Raw genomic sequence first — 15,771 nt, forward strand, 5'->3', positions numbered from 1 at the left:
AAAGGCATAGCGCTAACGAATCAATTTGTAACATAGGTCAGAACAGCTTCATTCACGCTATACGCGAATAATGATATCAGTCGCGAAGGGTGAACGTTAAGTTGCTAATAAACCTGCCCGTAATAACAACGGGCAGGTTTAGGGTTATGCACTTTGATTGGCGCTCTGTTTCTGAAACAATTCGCGGAATACCGGATAAATATCCTCCTGATCGCGAATATGCTGCATGGCGAAGTTATCGAACGTCGCCTGCAGATGTTCATACTCGCGCCATAAGGTCTGGTGGGCGCGGCGGGTAATCTCGATATAGCTGTAATAGCGCACTACCGGCAGCAGCTTTTTCGCCAGAATCTCATGACACAGCGGTGAATCGTCGGCCCAGTTATCACCGTCTGACGCTTGCGCCGCATAGATGTTCCACTGCCCCGGGTCGTAGCGCTCTTTAACCACTTCATCCATGAGTTTAAGCGCGCTGGAGACAATCGTCCCCCCGGTCTCTTGCGAATAAAAGAACTCATGTTCGTCCACTTCCTTCGCCTGGGTATGGTGGCGGATATAAACCACTTCTACGTTCTTATACGTTCGGCTCAAAAACAGATAAAGCAGAATGTAAAAACGCTTGGCCATATCTTTGGTTGCCTGGTCCATCGAACCCGAGACGTCCATCAGACAGAACATCACCGCCTGGCTGGAGGGCTCAGGCCGTTTTTCATAATTTTTATAGCGTAAATCAAAGGTGTCGATAAACGGCACTCGCTCGATTTTAGCCCGTAGTTCGGCAATCTCCCGACGTAACCGCTCCTCTTCAAGCAGTTGCGCTGGTTCGCTATGGCTGATGGTCTCCAGTTCCGTTTCCAGCGCGTGCAGTTCGCGGCGTTTTCCTGCCGTCATTGCTGTACGGCGCGCCAGAGAGTTTTGTAGCGAACGTACCACGCTGATATTGGCCGGCACGCCGTTTGAGGTGAAACCGGCGCGGTGAGTTTTATACTCGTTAAGCTGGCGATGCTGGTTTTTCTTCAGATTAGGCAGCGCTAAATCTTCAAAGAGCAGATCCAGATACTCATCTTTTGAAATCTGAAAAACAAACTCATCCTGGCCTTCGCCGTCCTGGCTGGCCTGACCTTGACCGCTGCCGGAACCGCCGCCGCCACCGACTTGCGGACGCTCAATGCGATCATTCTGGATAAAGTGATCGTTACCCGGATGGACGCGATGGCGCAGACCGCCGCGCCCCTGATGAAACATCGGTTCGCTAATATCATCGGTTGGAATAGAGACGGACTCTCCGCTGTCGACATCGGTCACAGAGCGTTTATTAATCGCTTCGGAAATTGACTGCTTAATTTGTGCTTTATAACGACGCAAAAAGCGCTGGCGATTCACCGTGCTTTTATTTTTGCCGTTAAGACGTCGGTCTATGAACCAGGTCATATGCCCCCCGTACTGCCAACTGAGCGCCTGTTCTGTCAGTGCCGGATAGCGCTAACGCTTAGCCAGTCTACAGAACATTACTTTGTAGGCCCGGTAAGCGCAAGCGCCACCGGGCATTAACATCACGACGATTTACGCACGCGCAGGTACCACTCGCACAACAAACGAACCTGCTTACGGGTATACCCTTTCTCCATCATCCGATCGACAAAGTCGTCATGCTTTTTCTGCTCGTCAGTCGACGTTTTGGCGTTAAAAGAAATGACCGGCAACAGCTCTTCAGTATTAGAGAACATTTTTTTCTCAATCACCGTGCGCAGCTTCTCGTAACTGGTCCAGTTTGGATTACGGCCGCTATTGTTGGCTCTGGCGCGCAGGACAAAGTTTACTATCTCATTACGGAAATCTTTCGGGTTACTGATACCCGCTGGTTTTTCAATTTTTTCCAGTTCGGCGTTCAGCGACTCGCGATCGAACAGTTGACCGGTATCCGGGTCGCGATACTCCTGATCCTGAATCCAGAAATCCGCATAAGTCACGTAACGATCAAAAATGTTCTGCCCGTACTCAGAGTAAGATTCGAGATAGGCCGTCTGGATCTCCTTGCCGATAAATTCGGCGTATTTCGGGATCAGATAGCCTTTCAGGAACTCCAGATAACGTTCAGCCTGCTCCTGCGGGAACTGCTCACGCTCGATTTGTTGTTCCAGAACGTAGAACAGATGTACCGGGTTTGCCGCCACTTCCGCATGGTCGAAGTTGAATACGCGGGAGAGGATCTTAAAGGCGAATCGGGTGGAGAGACCGTTCATCCCTTCGTCCACGCCCGCATAGTCGCGATACTCCTGGTACGATTTGGCTTTGGGGTCGGTATCTTTCAGGCTTTCACCGTCATAAACGCGCATTTTCGAGTAAATACTGGAATTTTCCGGCTCTTTCAGGCGAGAAAGAATTGAGAAACGCGAAAGCGTTTCCAACGTGCCCGGCGCGCAGGGCGCATGAGCCAGCTCGCTATGATTAAGTAGTTTCTCGTAGATTTTGATCTCTTCGGAGATTCGCAGGCAATAAGGCACCTTCACAATATAGACACGGTCAAGGAACGCTTCGTTATTTTTATTGTTACGGAAAGTCACCCATTCAGATTCGTTTGAGTGGGCAAGTATGATGCCATTAAAGGGCAGGGCGGAAATACCTTCCGTACCATTGTAGTTACCTTCCTGAGTTGCGGTCAGCAAGGGGTGCAGCACCTTAATAGGCGCTTTAAACATCTCGACGAACTCCATGATCCCCTGGTTAGCGCGGCACAGCGCGCCAGAGTAACCATACGCATCCGGATCGTTCTGGGCGTGGTGTTCGAGTTTACGAATATCCACCTTGCCGACCAGCGCCGAAATATCCTGGTTGTTTTCATCGCCGGGTTCCGTTTTGGCGATGGCAATCTGCTCCAGAATGGAGGGCCAGACTTTCACCACGCGGAATTTAGTAATATCGCCGCCAAACTCATGCAGGCGTTTGGCCGCCCACGGGGACATAATCGTACCGAGATAGCGGCGCGGAATACCGTACTCTTTTTCCAGAATCTGCGCATCTTCCTGCGGATTAAACAGGCATAACGGATGATCGTTGACCGGGCTACGCTCGCCGTTGGCGCTTAAAACATAAATTGGCACGCGCTGCATTAGCGATTTCAGCCGTTCAGCGAGCGATGATTTGCCACCCCCCACAGGTCCCAGCAAATAGAGAATTTGTTTCTTCTCTTCCAGCCCTTGCGCCGCATGTTTCAGATAAGAGACAATCTGTTCAATCGCGTCTTCCATGCCGTAAAACTCTTCAAACGCAGGATAGCGAGCAATAACCCGGTTGGAGAAGAGTCGGGAAAGTCGGGGTTCCTGGGCAGTGTCGACCATATTAGGCTCGCCGATAGCCATTAATAGCCGCTCTGCCGCGTTGGCATAAGCACTGCGATCTTGCCGACAAATGGTAAGAAAATCCTGCAGTGTGAACTCTTCGTCCTTGGCAGCTTCGTAACGCTGGCGATAGTGATCGAATATATTCATGATATGCCATCCTTTCGTTTTTTCGCACATGTTAAGAGCCGTTCATATGAATAGTAGAGGCTCCCGGAAGAGGTAGACTGAACGCCGTCTCTGCTAAGGAAAAAAAAGCAACTCTCATGCCATTTTATTGGCCAGAAGATCAACGTGTCCGGTGATACACCTTCTTAACATTAAGCGTAGATGGCATTTGCAAAACTTGCCTGTACGCGTCAGTGGATTTCGATGACATATCAATAACTCATCAGGTAGAAAAGGCTGGTGGATATCAGAAAAAGCGTTCCCGGTCACATAACGATCATCAACCGATCATCTGAAAATAATCGGTGATGGTGATATTAAACGGTTACATTGTGTAAAATAGTTGGGCTTACAGGTATTGGCGGTTACACTTTTGCCGCAGAACATTTAAATAAGGAATTATGGATTGTGACCAAACTTAAACTTCTGGCTCTTGGCGTGTTTATTGCAACATCCGCCAGCGTCGCGCACGCTGAAAGCAACCTGACGTTGGGCGCAGGCGTTGGTGTGGTTGAACACCCTTATAAAGATTACGATAGCGATGTTTATCCGATACCGGTCATCGCTTATGAAAGCGAAAACTTCTGGTTCCGTGGTCTGGGCGGCGGCTACTACTTGTGGAATGACAATGCCGATAAGTTGTCAATCATGGCATACTGGTCCCCGATGTACTTCAAACCGGGCGACAGCGATGACCATCAGTTGCGTCGTCTGGACAGGCGTAAAAGTACTATGATGGCGGGCGTTTCTTACGCGCATCACACCCAGTATGGATTCCTGCGTACCTCACTGGCAGGGGATACGTTGGATAACAGTAACGGTATTGTCTGGGATCTGGCCTGGCTTTATCGGTATACCAATGGCGGGCTGACCTTAACGCCAGGTATCGGGGTTGAATGGAATAGCGAGAACCAGAACGATTACTATTACGGCGTATCACGTAAAGAATCTTCGCGTAGCGGCCTGCGCGGCTATAACCCGAACGATAGCTGGAACCCGTATCTTGAACTGAGCGCTAACTATAATTTCGCCGGTAACTGGAGCGTATATGGTACTGCGCGCTACACCCGTCTGTCGGATGAAATTACCGATAGCCCGATGGTGGATAAATCCTGGACCGGTATCCTTTCTACTGGCGTGACCTATAGATTCTGATTGATTGAATTTGCCAGAAAAACCATGACAAAGCCTGCGTTATGCAGGCTTTGTGCTGTCTGAAACGCGAACATGGCGGCTTGCATAAATGCGCTGTTGACCGGGTATGGCGCAGCCTTATGTGATTTATACTTTGTTACATCAATTTAAAAAACTAGCCTTTTATATGAAAAATCCAGGTGATTACAACTGCGCTAACAATTAGCGTAATAATTGTTGCAATGCTGGCTGATATCGCCCTGTCACGTCCCGCTTATGCTATACCCATTCTTCACAGCGAGTAAGACGAATGAGCATAGTATTCAATACCGTAGCCAAGCCCAGCGGCAGTCTGTGTAACTTATCGTGCAAGTACTGTTTCTATCTTGATAAACCCCGGGGCCAGCGCGTCATGTCTGACGATGTGCTGGAGACGTATATCCGCCGGGTAATTGATGATACGCCATCCTCAGCGGTCTCGTTTTGTTGGCAGGGGGGAGAGCCGACGCTATGCGGTCTTTCTTTTTACCAAAAAGTGGTGCGCTTGCAGCAACGCTATGCCAACGGCAAAACTATTTACAACAGTCTGCAAACCAATGGCGTATTAATCAATGAAGAATGGGCGGCTTTCTTTGCGCAGCACCAGTTCCTGATTGGTATATCGATTGATGGGCCGCAAGTCGTTCATGATAATTACCGGAAAACGCCGTCAGGGCGGGCGTCTTTTTCCCGTGTCGTTAATGCTATCCGCCTTCTGCAGGCAAATGATGTCGAGTTCAACACGCTCACTGTCGTGAATGATGTGTCATGCCGTCATGGCAACGCTATTTATCATTTTTTGACGCAGGAATTGGAAAGTAAACACCTGCAATTTATTCCCATTGTTGAGCCGCTCGCGCAAAAAACGCAGCGTTCTTTGACGTTATCTGACAATGAGGATTCGCCTTCGCTGATGCCCTTTTCCGTCACGCCTGAAGGGTGGGGCGCCTTTATGTGCGATGTTTTTGATCAATGGATACGTCACGATGTCGGACGCATATTCGTACAGCTTTTTGACAACTTACTTGGCGTCTGGATGGGGGAGCCCGCCACGCTTTGTACGATGCAGTCGACCTGCGGGCAAAGTTTGCTGGTGGAGCAGAATGGCGACGTGTTTAGCTGTGACCATTTTGTTTTTCCCGCCTATAAACTGGGCAATCTGCAGCAACACTCTTTAGAAGAAATGGCGGCTTCTTCTTTTCAGCAGCAGTTTGGCGCGGCTAAAGCAAACCTTTCCTCACGCTGCCAGAACTGTACGTGGCGCTTTGCCTGTCACGGCGGTTGTCCGAAACATCGAATTTGCATGGACGGCGGCGAACGGCAAAATTATCTCTGTAAAGGATATCTGGAGTTCTTTCAACATGTGACGCCCTATATGAATGTGATGCGTCAATTATTACTGAATCAGCGACCCGCCGCGCATATTACCCGCATCGTCGACATGATTGCGGATGACGTTCGTCAGTGACAAGAAAATCGCCCCCTTGCGCGGTATGATGCCGGACATTACCGTAGGGTCTAAGAGTCCTGTATTGTTTTACCGTCGAGTGACATTGAAAAGGAAATGAAATCAGTGAAAAACGTAACGTTTTGCGGGCAGGTGACGCTTCCTGCCATCGGACAGGGAACATGGTATATGGGCGAGCGCGCGGATCAACGTCAGCGCGAGGTTTCGGCGCTGCGCGTGGGGCTGGATTTGGGGTTACGCCTTATTGATACGGCGGAAATGTATGCCGACGGCGGGGCGGAAAAGGTCGTGGGCGAGGCGCTGGCAGGGCGACGCGATGAGGCATTTCTGGTGTCAAAAGTGTACCCGTGGAACGCTGGCGGCCAGAAGATAGTTGCCGCCTGTGAGGAAAGCCTGCGTCGTCTGAAAACAGATTATCTCGATCTCTATCTATTGCACTGGGCCGGAAACTTTTCATTCGAAGAGACCGTTGAAGGTATGGAGCGGCTAATCGCGCAGGGGAAAATTCGCCGTTGGGGAGTCTCTAATCTTGCTTATGACGATATGCAGGCGCTGTGGCGCATCCCTGGGGGACAGCAATGCGCGACAAATCAGGTGCTCTATCATCTGGCGTCACGCGGTATTGAGTATGATTTATTGCCGTGGTGTCAACAACAGCGAATGCCAGTGATGGCCTATAGCCCGCTGGCGCAGGCTGGCCGATTACGTAGCGGTTTACTGAATCATCCGGTGGTGAATGAAATTGCGCAAGCGCATAACGCTACGGCGGCGCAAATCTTACTGACGTGGGTGATTGCGCATCCGGGCGTGATGGCGATCCCGAAAGCCGGAAGTACAGAACACGTGAAGCAAAATGCGGCGGCGCTTGAGATTACCTTGTCAGCAAACGAACTTGCCTTACTGGACAACGCCTGGCCTGCGCCAAAAGGGAAAACCGCGTTGGATATGGTGTGACGCCGGATAAAATGTGTAAGTGCCGCCATCCGGCAGGTCATGCCTGATGGCGGCTGACGCCTTCCAGAGCCTATAGCAACGCCGTTATCCATTCACTTTTAGCGTTTTGCGACGCAGATAGTCTGCGCCAGACGAGAGGGTTTTTCTTCTGTGGCTTGTTGCGGCGCAGTAGCATAAGCCGTTTCAACGCAGACAAACGTTTTATAGCCGTCATCCGGCATGTCGCCCATGCTGACGGACAACGCCGGGCCAGGGTTCCAGCCTACGACGTTAAGATGATGGTGGTGGACCACATCAATCGTGCGGTTTAATGTCGCATCGTGGATCACGCTACATGCTTCAGGATTGAGGTAAACGCGATCGGTACGGTCCGGAAAGGTTTGTATACCGTCGGCCAGGACATCTTCTTTAGCGTCGTTAACTTTATCAATAAACCGATCGCCGAGTCCGCTGACCTTAACGTTGGCGATGTCGCCAACGTTAAAATAGCTGTGGAGCGCGGATGTGGTTGCAAACTCGCCATGCGCTTCCAGTTCAATTTCACAGGTTTTGCCCACTTTAAAACGTGCCAGCAGCGTGAAATCGTGCGGCCAGTATTTCCGGGTGGCCTCACTGCTTTGCAGCTCAAATGTCAGCATTACGCCATTATCATCTTCATTATGCGCTTTTAGCGCCCACGGTAGATTACGCGCAAAGCCGTGTGACGGCAGACCCTGTTGAGCCGCAGGTCCAAACCAGGGCCAGCAGATCGGTACGCCGCCGCGTAGCGCCACGCCGGTTTTGAAAGGCGTATTATTACTGAGCCACAATACCTCTTCCTCGCCAACGGGTTTCCAGGAGAGAAGGTGCGCGCCCTGTAATGCAAAAGAGGCTTTAACCTGCGGATGGTCAACGACGATCAGATCCAGGTCATCAAGCTGACGACGGGAAAGGACAGGGGTAAGCTGTTCGATAACCGGGAGGGCAAAAATTTTATTAATCATTACGCAATCCTCTTAACCCTAAATAATTCGAGTTGCATGACAAGGCGCTTGTGCCTTGACCAGTGCTTGCGCTGGCCCGTAGAGGCGGGGCCGCAGGCCGAGTAACGCGGCAAGTGAACGACAAATTCATCGGGAACGAATTTGAACAACCGTAGGTAACCTACGGCCAGGGACATCCCTGATTCATCCCGATAAGTTCGACTTCCGTCAGTGATTCGGGTGAGAAAGCATAGCCAACACACCTGCAACTTGAAGTATGACGGGTATATCTTTAAGCAAAAAAAAGAGCGACCTAAGTCGCTCTTACCAATGACTGTGTCATCTCAACTTATTTGGAGATGTGAGCAATCAGGTCCAGTACTTTGTTGGAGTAACCGGTTTCGTTATCGTACCAGGAGACCAGTTTCACGAAGTTGTCGTTCAGCGCGATGCCTGCTTTAGCATCGAACACGGAAGTGCATACTTCGCCGTTGAAATCGGTAGATACAACGTCGTCTTCGGTGTAACCCAGAACGCCTTTCATTTCGCCTTCGGCAGCAGCTTTAACAGCAGCTTTGATCTGCTCGTAGGTAGCCGCTTTTTCCAGACGAACGGTCAGGTCAACAACGGATACGTTCGGAGTCGGAACGCGGAACGCCATACCGGTCAGTTTGCCATTCAGTTCCGGCAGTACTTTACCTACTGCTTTAGCAGCGCCAGTAGAGGACGGGATGATGTTCTGAGATGCGCCGCGGCCGCCGCGCCAGTCTTTGTGAGACGGGCCGTCAACGGTTTTCTGGGTTGCGGTAGTCGCGTGAACAGTAGTCATCAGACCTTCGATGATACCGAAGTTGTCGTTGATAACTTTAGCCAGCGGCGCCAGGCAGTTGGTGGTGCAGGAAGCGTTGGAAACGATGTCCTGGCCTTCGTATTTGTCAAAGTTAGCGCCTTTAACAAACATTGGGGTGTTGTCTTTAGACGGACCCGTCAGAACCACTTTTTTCGCGCCAGCGGTGATGTGTTTACGCGCGGTTTCGTCAGTCAGGAAGATACCGGTAGCTTCAGCCACTACGTCAACACCAACTTCGTCCCATTTCAGGTTAGCCGGATCGCGTTCAGCGGTAACACGGATTTTTTTACCGTTAACGATCAGATGACCGTCTTTCACTTCAACAGTACCGTCGAAACGGCCGTGAGTGGAGTCATATTTCAGCATGTATGCCATGTACTCTGCGTCTAACAGGTCGTTGATTGCAACGATCTCGATGTCAGAACGTTTCTGAGCAGCACGGAAAACAATGCGACCGATACGGCCAAAACCGTTGATACCTACTTTGATAGTCATATATTCCACCAGCTATTTGTTAGTGAATAAAAGGTTGCCTGTAAAATTACAAAAACCTTACGCAGCGTCAAGCGGAATCGTGTCAATCATTGCGACAAATCAATCCTCTGCACAACCTTTGCGCGGCTGATTCGCCTCACTCTTCCTTTCGGCTTGAAACCACATGGGGGCGCCGCCCCGAATTTTAAAGGGCAACCGAGATAATAATGTGACATCAGTCACGATTCGTGAGCCGCCATTTCGCAATGATCAAGTTTAGAACAAAAGTTGGTACTGAGGTGTTAATGTTTTGTTAGAATCGGTCAGGCAATGTGAGCACGTTTAAAGTGAGATGTGAGCAAATGGCTAACCAACCTTCAGCAGAAGAACTCAAGAAAAAATTGTCCGAAATGCAATTCTACGTGACGCAGGATCGTGGCACAGAACCGCCATTTACCGGACGCCTGCTACATAATAAACGCGATGGGGTTTATCACTGCCTGGTCTGTGATACGCCGCTTTTTCACTCCCACACCAAATACGATTCAGGCTGCGGCTGGCCTAGCTTTTACCAGCCTGTCAGCGAAGAGGCGATTCGTTACATAGACGATTTTTCTCATGGCATGCAGCGTGTCGAAATTCGTTGCGGAAACTGCGATGCGCATCTCGGACACGTTTTCCCGGATGGTCCGCAGCCAACCGGTGAGCGCTATTGCGTTAACTCGGCCTCGCTGGCCTTTTCTGACGAGAAAAACGGCGATCAACTGAAAGGCTGAAAAAACGATTCAGCAAATTATTCCACAGGAGCGGACACATCATGAATCTTGATGAGATCATTAACAGCATGACGCCGGAAGTGTATCAACGTTTATCCACCGCCGTTGAGCTGGGTAAATGGCCGGATGGCGTGGCGTTGACGCCGGAACAGAAAGAAAACAGCCTACAGCTGGTGATGCTATGGCAGGCGCGGCACAATACCGAAGCGCAACATATGACGATCGATACTCACGGTCAGATGGTGATGAAAAGCAAGCAGCAGCTCAAAGCGGATTTCGGTATTACGTCAAAGCCGATTGCGACATTGAAAATGCAGTAACGGCAGCCGGATAAGAGGTAGTCGCCATCCGGTGGTTTAATTGCCAATGCGTTGTGCTTACCGGGCCTGCTCATTGCTGCCAGATACAGGCCCGCCATATTTTTACGAATAACGCTTAATGTCCAGCGGGTCCGCCAACTGTGTTGCTAACTGGTTATTGTCATCGGTGCCTTATTCCCAGAACATTGCGCCGGCCAGCCCGCGCTTTTTAATCTGGTCCGCGTTGATCCCCACCGGCGCGGATTTTCATAAGAGAGGGCAAACAGTGCCTTCCCCCGGCAGACTTTACTGTCAGCAGCAGGCCAGGCGTTTGAGTCATACGGATTGGCGTTGAAATACTGCGTGCCATAAGGCCATGTCGTAAGTCATCAGATTGATAAAGTCGAGCTACGGGGCTATAGCTTTCACGTCCAGCCAGCTTTTCGGATTTTCCGCATTCGTGCCGACGGCGAGGGTGACCCGCTTTTGGGGCTCATTAGCTGACGAAGCGCTTTTAAATGCGACGTTAACCGAATATTCCCAGTCAAGAGCGATCCCATCGAGACCATATTTGTCGACAATCTTCTGCGCCGGTTTAATAAACACCGCGCGGGCTTCTTTAACGATCCTTTTTGACATTTAACACAGAAACACGCCACAGAATTGGGTGGCGAAAAAATAACCGCAGCAGATTAGCGTCTTCATCCATGGAAACCTGCGCAGGCGTTCGCGCCGTCTTTCGCGATACGGCTTCCATCTTTTTGGTTTTATCGCCGTTTGTTTCGTTGAGTTTGTGATCTTGGTTGGCAAATACAGATCATTATCTGTGTTTTAAAGATTTATTGTTGACCTTAAAGATTTTATGGATAAGTATGATGAGCATTGATGCACACCAAACACAAAGGAAGATGCAATGAAAGCACTGGCGAGATTTGGCAAGGCCTTTGGCGGCTACAAAATGATTGATGTCCCGGAGCCGGTATGCGGTCCGGAAGACGTGATTATCGAAATCAAAGCGGCGGCGATCTGCGGCGCGGATATGAAGCACTATAACGTTGACAGCGGGTCCGACGAATTTAACTCCGTTCGCGGTCATGAATTCGCCGGACGTATCGCGCGGGTGGGCGAAAAAGTGAAAGACTGGAAAGTCGGCCAGCGCGTGGTTTCTGACAACAGCGGACACGTTTGCGGCGTTTGCCCTGCCTGTGAACAAGGCGATTTTCTGTGTTGTACAGAAAAAGTGAATCTGGGTCTGGATAACAACACCTGGGGCGGTGGATTCTCCAAATACTGCCTGGTTCCGGGAGAAATCCTGAAAATCCATCGCCATGCCCTGTGGGAGATCCCGGAAGGCGTGGATTACGAGGAAGCCGCAGTTCTGGACCCTATCTGCAACGCCTATAAATCTATCGCCCAGCAATCCAAATTTTTACCCGGCCAGGACGTGGTAGTCATCGGCACCGGTCCGTTAGGTCTGTTTTCGGTCCAAATGGCCCGCATTATGGGGGCGGTAAATATCGTGGTGGTTGGTCTGGATGAGGATGTTCCTGTCCGTTTCCCTGTGGCCAAAGAACTCGGCGCGACGGCGTTTGTTAACGGCTCCACGGAAGATGTCGTCGCACGCTGCCGGGAGATTTGCGGCAAAGACAACCTCGGTCTGGTGATCGAATGCTCCGGTGCCAACATTGCGCTTAAACAGGCCATCGACATGCTACGGCCAAATGGTGAAGTGGTTCGCGTCGGTATGGGATTTAAGCCGCTCGATTTCTCCATCAACGACATTACTTCCTGGAACAAAAGCATCATTGGGCATATGGCCTATGACTCCACATCCTGGCGCAATGCGATTCGCCTGCTTGCCAGCGGCGCTATCAAAGTAAAACCGATGATCACCCATCGTATCGGTCTTTCTCAGTGGCGCGAAGGGTTTGACGCAATGGTCGATAAGACAGCCATTAAAGTGATCATGACCTACGACTTTGATGAATAACCCTTCTGCTAAAGGAACGTTATCGCATGGAACAGATAACAAAACCGCACTGCGGCGCCCGGCTGGATCGCCTGCCGGATTGCCGCTGGCATTCATCAATGTTTGCCGTCGTCGCCTTTGGTCTGCTTGTTTGCTGGAGTAATGCCGTCGGCGGATTAATTCTTGCCCAGCTCAAGGAGTTAGGCTGGACCGATAATTCCACGACAGCCACCTTCTCCGCCATTACCACAGCGGGGATGTTTCTCGGCGCGCTGGTGGGCGGCATTATCGGCGATAAAACCGGGCGCAGGAACGCCTTTATTCTTTATGAGGCAATCCATATCGCCGCGATGGTGGTTGGCGCATTCTCACCGAATATGAGCTTTCTGATCGCCTGTCGTTTTGTGATGGGCGTGGGATTAGGGGCACTACTGGTCACCCTGTTTGCTGGTTTTACCGAATATATGCCGGGCAGAAATCGGGGAACCTGGTCGAGTCGTGTTTCGTTTATTGGCAACTGGTCATATCCATTGTGTTCCCTGATTGCAATGGGGCTGACGCCGCTAATTAGCGCGGAATGGAACTGGCGCGTGCAGTTACTGATCCCGGCTGTGCTGTCGCTGATTGCTACTGTGCTTGCCTGGCGATACTTCCCTGAATCTCCCCGCTGGCTGGAATCGCGCGGGCGTTATCAGGAAGCCGAAAAGGTCATGCAGGCCATTGAAGCAGGCGTCGAACGTCAGACAGGAAAACCGCTGCCGCCGGTTATTATTGAAAGCAGCGGCAAGCCGCCGCGTTCCGTACCGTATTCAGCGTTGCTCACTGGCGTATTACTGAAACGCGTTATTTTGGGTTCCTGCGTGCTGATTGCCATGAACGTTGTGCAATACACGTTAATTAACTGGCTGCCCACCATCTTTATGACGCAGGGCATCAACCTCAAAGATTCGATCGTTTTAAATACCATGAGTATGTTCGGCGCACCGTTTGGCATATTTATCGCTATGCTGGTAATGGATAAAATTCCGCGCAAAACCATGGGTGTCGGTTTATTAATTCTGATTGCCGTGCTGGGATATATTTATTCACTGCAAACCAGCATGTTGCTTATCACCTTAATTGGCTTTTTCCTGATTACCTTTGTCTATATGTATGTCTGTTATGCCTCGGCGGTCTATGTGCCGGAGATCTGGCCAACAGAAGCGAAACTTCGCGGTTCCGGCCTGGCGAACGCTGTCGGCAGAATCAGCGGTATCGCTGCCCCCTATGCAGTGGCGGTATTACTCAACGGTTATGGCGTGACGGGCGTTTTCGTCCTGCTGGGCGCTGTCTCGATTATCGTCGCTGTTGCAATAGCGACTATCGGAATCGAGACCAGGGGTGTTTCGGTCGAAAGTCTGGGCATTGATAAGGTCACGAGTAAATAAAGGAATAAAAATGAAAAATTCAAAAGCGATATTAAAAACGCCTGGCACCATGACAATTATGGCGGCTGATATTCCAGTACCAAAAGAAAACGAAGTATTGATCAAAGTGGAATATGTCGGTATTTGCGGTTCAGATGTTCACGGTTTTGAATCCGGGCCATTCATTCCGCCGAAGGATCCAAATCAGGAAATTGGTCTCGGTCATGAGTGTGCCGGAACGGTCATTGCGGTCGGCAAGCGGGTAAGCAAATTTAAGCCAGGCGATCGGGTTAATATCGAGCCGGGCGTGCCGTGCGGCCACTGCCGCTATTGTCTGGAAGGAAAATACAATATTTGTCCGGATGTTGATTTTATGGCGACGCAGCCGAATTATCGCGGGGCCTTAACTCACTATCTGTGCCATCCGGAAAGTTTTACGTACAAGCTTCCGGACAATATGGACACTATGGAAGGTGCGCTGGTGGAACCCGCTGCTGTTGGAATGCACGCGGCAATGCTGGCGGATGTTAAACCGGGTAAGAAAATCGTCATTCTCGGCGCGGGCTGCATTGGTTTAATGACCCTGCAAGCGTGTAAGTGTCTGGGGGCGACCAATATCGCGGTAGTAGATGTACTGGAAAAACGGCTAGCAATGGCTGAACGACTGGGAGCGACAACCGTTATCAATGGGGCGAAAGAAGATACTGTCTCGCGCTGCCAGCAGTTCACCGACGATATGGGCGCCGATATTGTGTTTGAAACCGCCGGTTCCGCCGTCACAACTCAGCAAGCGCCGTATCTGGTCATGCGCGGCGGGAAGATCATGATTGTCGGCACTGTCGCGGGAGATTCAGCGATTAATTTCCTCAAAATTAACCGTGAAGTCTCCATCCAGACGGTATTCCGCTATGCCAACCGCTATCCGGTGACTATTGATGCCATCTCCTCCGGGCGTTTCGATGTGAAATCAATGGTGACGCATATTTACGATTACAAAGACGTGCAACGTGCATTTGAAGAGTCGGTGAATAACAAACGCGACATTATTAAAGGCGTTATTAAAGTTTGCGATTAATAAAAAACGGGAGAAACAGCGATGTTGGCAGATATAAAATATTGGGAAAATGATGCACAAAATAAACATTACGCGATTGCGCACTTTAACGTGTGGAATGCGGAAATGTTGAGGGGAGTGATTGATGCGGCGGAAGAGGCAAATTCGCCGGTTATTATCTCCTTTGGTACCGGATTTGTGGGCAATACTTCATTTGAAGACTTCTCTCATATGATGGTTTCCATGGCTAAAAAAGCCTCTGTGCCGGTAATTACCCACTGGGATCATGGACGTAGCATGGACATTATCCATAATGCCTGGACGCACGGCATGAACTCGCTGATGCGTGACGCTTCATCCTTTGATTTTGAAGAAAATATTCGCCTGACCAAAGAAGCCGTTGATTTCTTTCATCCGCTGGGTATTCCGGTAGAGGCGGAGTTAGGGCACGTAGGGAACGAAACGGTGTATGAAGAGGCGTTGGCGGGGTATCACTATACCGACCCGGATCAGGCGGCGGAATTTGTAGCGCGCACCGGTTGTGACTCGCTGGCGGTCGCCATCGGCAACCAGCATGGCGTGTACACCTCTGAACCAAAACTGAATTTTGAGGTCGTGGAGCGCGTGCGCCAGGCAGTTTCCGTACCGCTAGTGTTACACGGCGCTTCCGGTATTAGCGACGCGGATATCAAAAAAGCCATTTCGCTGGGCATCTCGAAAATCAATATCCACACCGAATTGTGTCAGGCTGCGATGGTAGCGGTAAAAGAGAATCAGGATCAGCCGTTCCTGCATCTGGAACGCGAAGTACGCAAAGCGGTAAAAGCCCGCGCACTGGAAAAAATCAAACTGTTTGGTTCAGATGGTAAAGCGGAATGAT

Annotated in this window: 13 protein-coding genes and 1 pseudogene; 9 read left to right on the forward strand and 5 right to left on the reverse strand. The window is 50.5% G+C overall.

Features of this window, described 5'->3' with window-relative positions:
• Positions 1–144: 144 nt before the first annotated feature.
• Both J4645_RS04695 and yeaG read right to left on the reverse strand, forming a co-directional pair.
• Positions 145–1,431, reverse strand: coding sequence for a YeaH/YhbH family protein (locus J4645_RS04695; RefSeq protein WP_023214497.1), 1,287 nt, complete (start codon positions 1,429–1,431; stop codon positions 145–147).
• Between the two features lie 122 nt (positions 1,432–1,553).
• The gene (gene yeaG / locus J4645_RS04700; RefSeq protein ID WP_001518010.1) at positions 1,554–3,488 is read right to left on the reverse strand and encodes a protein kinase YeaG; all 1,935 of its coding nucleotides are present in this window, start codon (positions 3,486–3,488) and stop codon (positions 1,554–1,556) included.
• 426 nt (positions 3,489–3,914) lie between these two features.
• Between yeaG and J4645_RS04705 the strand changes: the two genes are divergently transcribed.
• The 3 genes from J4645_RS04705 (at position 3,915) to J4645_RS04715 (ending at position 7,101) form a co-directional block, all read left to right on the forward strand.
• On the forward strand, positions 3,915–4,661 hold the full coding sequence (locus J4645_RS04705) for a MipA/OmpV family protein (RefSeq protein ID WP_000163762.1): 747 nt from the start codon (positions 3,915–3,917) through the stop codon (positions 4,659–4,661).
• A gap of 289 nt (positions 4,662–4,950) precedes the next feature.
• Positions 4,951–6,147: an anaerobic sulfatase maturase gene (locus J4645_RS04710; RefSeq protein WP_023214496.1), complete on the forward strand. Its 1,197-nt coding sequence runs from the start codon at positions 4,951–4,953 to the stop codon at positions 6,145–6,147.
• Between the two features lie 96 nt (positions 6,148–6,243).
• Positions 6,244–7,101 (forward strand): aldo/keto reductase, encoded by an 858-nt coding sequence (locus tag J4645_RS04715; RefSeq protein ID WP_023263022.1) that lies wholly within the window; start codon positions 6,244–6,246, stop codon positions 7,099–7,101.
• 98 nt (positions 7,102–7,199) lie between these two features.
• Here J4645_RS04715 and J4645_RS04720 read toward each other — a convergent pair whose 3' ends face one another.
• Together J4645_RS04720 and gapA are read right to left on the reverse strand one after the other, a co-directional pair.
• Positions 7,200–8,084, reverse strand: coding sequence for a D-hexose-6-phosphate mutarotase (locus J4645_RS04720; protein ID WP_023208119.1), 885 nt, complete (start codon positions 8,082–8,084; stop codon positions 7,200–7,202).
• 328 nt (positions 8,085–8,412) lie between these two features.
• A complete protein-coding gene (gapA, locus tag J4645_RS04725) occupies positions 8,413–9,408 on the reverse strand; it encodes a glyceraldehyde-3-phosphate dehydrogenase (RefSeq protein WP_000153505.1) in 996 nt (331 codons plus the stop codon).
• A gap of 341 nt (positions 9,409–9,749) precedes the next feature.
• Here gapA and msrB point away from each other — a divergent pair, with 341 nt between their 5' ends.
• Both msrB and J4645_RS04735 read left to right on the forward strand, forming a co-directional pair.
• Positions 9,750–10,163, forward strand: a complete 414-nt coding sequence (gene msrB, locus J4645_RS04730; RefSeq protein WP_001519539.1) for a peptide-methionine (R)-S-oxide reductase MsrB — start codon at positions 9,750–9,752, stop codon at positions 10,161–10,163.
• Between the two features lie 41 nt (positions 10,164–10,204).
• Positions 10,205–10,483 carry a YeaC family protein gene (locus tag J4645_RS04735; RefSeq protein WP_001046864.1) on the forward strand — a complete coding sequence of 93 codons (279 nt, stop codon included), beginning with the start codon at positions 10,205–10,207 and terminating at the stop codon, positions 10,481–10,483.
• A gap of 174 nt (positions 10,484–10,657) precedes the next feature.
• On the opposite strand, the pseudogene J4645_RS22170 reads toward J4645_RS04735, so the two are convergent.
• Positions 10,658–11,080 (reverse strand): annotated as a pseudogene (locus J4645_RS22170) (glycosyl hydrolase family 18 protein); the annotation flags it as partial.
• Positions 11,081–11,375: 295 nt separating this feature from the next.
• Between J4645_RS22170 and J4645_RS04745 the strand changes: the two are divergent.
• Genes J4645_RS04745 through J4645_RS04760 form a run of 4 tightly spaced genes read left to right on the forward strand, consistent with a single transcriptional unit; the run spans position 11,376 to position 15,770 of the window.
• Positions 11,376–12,452, forward strand: a complete 1,077-nt coding sequence (locus J4645_RS04745) for a zinc-binding dehydrogenase (protein WP_000645184.1) — start codon at positions 11,376–11,378, stop codon at positions 12,450–12,452.
• 26 nt (positions 12,453–12,478) lie between these two features.
• Entirely contained in the window at positions 12,479–13,858 is a 1,380-nt protein-coding gene (locus tag J4645_RS04750) for an MFS transporter (RefSeq protein WP_023214494.1), read from the forward strand.
• 10 nt (positions 13,859–13,868) lie between these two features.
• Complete coding sequence (locus J4645_RS04755) at positions 13,869–14,912, forward strand: NAD(P)-dependent alcohol dehydrogenase (RefSeq protein ID WP_023136859.1); 1,044 nt, start codon at positions 13,869–13,871, stop codon at positions 14,910–14,912.
• Between the two features lie 21 nt (positions 14,913–14,933).
• Positions 14,934–15,770: a ketose-bisphosphate aldolase gene (locus J4645_RS04760; protein ID WP_023214493.1), complete on the forward strand. Its 837-nt coding sequence runs from the start codon at positions 14,934–14,936 to the stop codon at positions 15,768–15,770.
• Position 15,771: the final 1 nt, after the last annotated feature.

Source organism: Salmonella sp. 32082101201600294FB01SM01 (assembly GCF_017572865.1).
GTDB lineage: Bacteria > Pseudomonadota > Gammaproteobacteria > Enterobacterales > Enterobacteriaceae > Salmonella > Salmonella enterica.